General features: G+C 60.7%; 3 protein-coding genes. All 3 read right to left on the bottom strand.

Annotated elements, in window-relative coordinates; translation table 11 throughout:
• The coding region (locus tag EOA13_RS36840) for a hypothetical protein (RefSeq protein WP_164780605.1) at positions 1-362 on the bottom strand (362 nt) is incomplete at its 3' end.
• Between the two features lie 12 nt (positions 363-374).
• Positions 375-1,400 carry a P-type DNA transfer ATPase VirB11 gene (gene virB11, locus EOA13_RS36835; protein ID WP_127298012.1) on the bottom strand — a complete coding sequence of 342 codons (1,026 nt, stop codon included), beginning with the start codon at positions 1,398-1,400 and terminating at the stop codon, positions 375-377.
• Positions 1,397-2,311, bottom strand: a 915-nt coding sequence (gene virB10 / locus EOA13_RS36830; protein ID WP_164780603.1) for a type IV secretion system protein VirB10, incomplete at its 5' end; no start/stop codon positions are given. The genes virB10 and virB11, both read right to left, overlap by 4 nt.

Below are 2,311 nucleotides of genomic sequence, written 5' to 3'. Positions count from 1 at the left end.
CCGCCGGCTCGACCGACGAAGACGCCGCCAGTTTTTGTCAGGCCGGTTTTTGATACGTCGCTCATGGTCATGAAGCGAGAGTCATTGCGCTTTCTGGGACGCATGAGAAACAAGCTGACCAGTGGCAAGAGAAACCCCAATGCTCCTGCCGCAACGGCGGATTGTATCCGGCCAAAATTCCTCGCCATCGTGTCCGCCCAGGCCTGACGAACGACCGGCCAGGGATTGGCGTTCAGCTGGTCGAACAGGACGTGGGCGCCAGTCCGATACCAATCAGTCGCGGCATAGGCCACCGTAAACAGCAGTGCGCCCAGTGCAAGCGCCATAAGCATCATGAAAATTGCTGTTGCGACCTTCTGCATGGATAAGCCCCGCTAGATCGTCTCGGCCTTGGTGAACTTGATCTCGCTAATGCCGCGCCGTCCGCCTTCGGTGCGGACCATCTGGACGACCACCGGAATGACTTCGCGCAGATAGTCGAGAATTTCGCCTCGTGAGAGCCCCGAGCTGCCCTGCATGACCATCAGTGCGAGCCGTTCGTAGGCGGACCGGGCGGAATTGGCATGAACGGTGGTAAGCGAACCCGGGTGGCCGGTGTTGATCGCCTGGAGGAACGCGAAGGTTTCAGCGCCGCGCAACTCGCCCAATAGCAGACGGTCGGGTCGCATGCGAAGGGAGGCCTCAAGCAGCTGTTGCGCGGAGACCTTGGCAAGCCCCTGGTCGCCCTTCGAGGCTATCAGGGTGACGTTGTTGGGAGCCGGCAGCCTCAGTTCTCGGGTATCTTCGATCGTGATGATCCGTTCATGAGCCGGGATCTCCTTCAGGAGTGCATTCAGGAACGTCGTCTTCCCGGTCGACGTGCCGCCTGAAACGACGATCGAGACGCGGTTGCGCACCGCATACTGCAGGAACTCCATCGGCGACGTGTCGTGCAGCATTTCAACAAGCCGCTTTTCCTCGGTCGAAAGCGCCAGGCCGCTGCCCATCGCAGTGTTCTCGAATGCGCCGAGATCCTTGTAGGCAGCAAGGCTCATATCCATGATGACCTGCTTGCGGATCGAGATCGCCCCGCCTTCAGGAGCCGCGGGCGGCAAGATGCATTGGATGCGCTCACCCGAAGGTAGAGCGGCCGACAGGATGGGTTTTTCTTGGTTGATGACCTGATTTGTCGCCGAGGCAACGCCCGTCGAGATATGCCTAATCCAGCCGGGCGTGACCTCGCGCTTGACAACATGCTCCATTTCCTTCGCGCCGAGGCGTTCGATGAACAATTCACCTGGCCTGTTGATCGCAATCTCGGAAACCGCATCTTCGTTCAAATAGGGCCATATCGGCTCCAGATGAGCGCGCAGGACCGGGGCTCTCGCCCATGGGTCGGGGAGGGGATGCACGGCATTCATTTCACCGGGCTCCCATAGCCGGGATAGAAATGATCCTTCGGCGTGCCGTAGAGAGGCGTCGGATCGATCGCCGTCTTCGGCCGCCCGCCTGCCTTCAGGCGTGCAACTTCTTCCTGGACGGGATCGGCGTACAAGTCCGAGAAATCGAGATCTCGCCGCACCAGCACGACAATCGATGTGCCTTGGTCGACGTAGACCGTCGGGCCAATGTTCTGCGTGTCGCGAAACGCCTCCTGCGCGAGTTGCTGCAGGGCGGTCGATGACTTATCGAAGGCGATGCTACGCGCGTCGCGCTGCGAGCCATTGCCACCATAAGTTATGGTCGTGGTCTCACCGGTCACGGGATCGATCGTCGACACCTGGCGCTGTTGTCCATTCTGGCTGCTATCGGAAAGCGAGGACAGATATTCAGAGACACCGCCAACGACGGAAAGCATGATCGCGTTGCCGTAGCGTTCAAGCCAGTGTGTATCGACACGGCCGCCCATGCCACCGCGGCCGAGCGCGTCTGCCCCAGGCGACTTGATATCGACGGAAATGCCGTCCGAGCGGATGACCCTGCTCCAGACGATGAAAACACGCTTTTGACCGCGCGCAAGCCCCGAGCGGTATTCCCCGGTCAGGCGCGAGCCCTTCGGAATGAGGATCCGCCTGCCGTCGAGCGAGAAGATATCCTCACGCACGACTGCGCGCACGGCGCCGGGAAGGTCGGTGTTGATCGCGGTTTCCAAATAGCCGCGAATGATCGTTCCTTCGGGGATCAACGCGTCGGTACGTCGGAACGCCCTGGCTTTGACGATGCCGGAAGAACTTGCCTCAGACTGCGCCAGGAATGCCTTGTTGGGATCACTGTCGGCGCCGGGGACCGGGATGATCTGACCGTCGGGCGCGATTTCGACCTGTGCCGCCTG

Source organism: Mesorhizobium sp. M7A.F.Ca.US.011.01.1.1, assembly GCF_003998295.1.
Lineage (GTDB): Bacteria > Pseudomonadota > Alphaproteobacteria > Rhizobiales > Rhizobiaceae > Mesorhizobium.
This window is presented reverse-complemented; position numbering and strand designations above follow the sequence as displayed.

What these genes read in the sequence shown, in the direction of transcription:
- virB11 (WP_127298012.1), bottom strand. Translation starts at nt 1,400, where the DNA reads ATGAATGCCGTGCATCCCCTCCCCGACCCATGGGCGAGAGCCCCGGTC.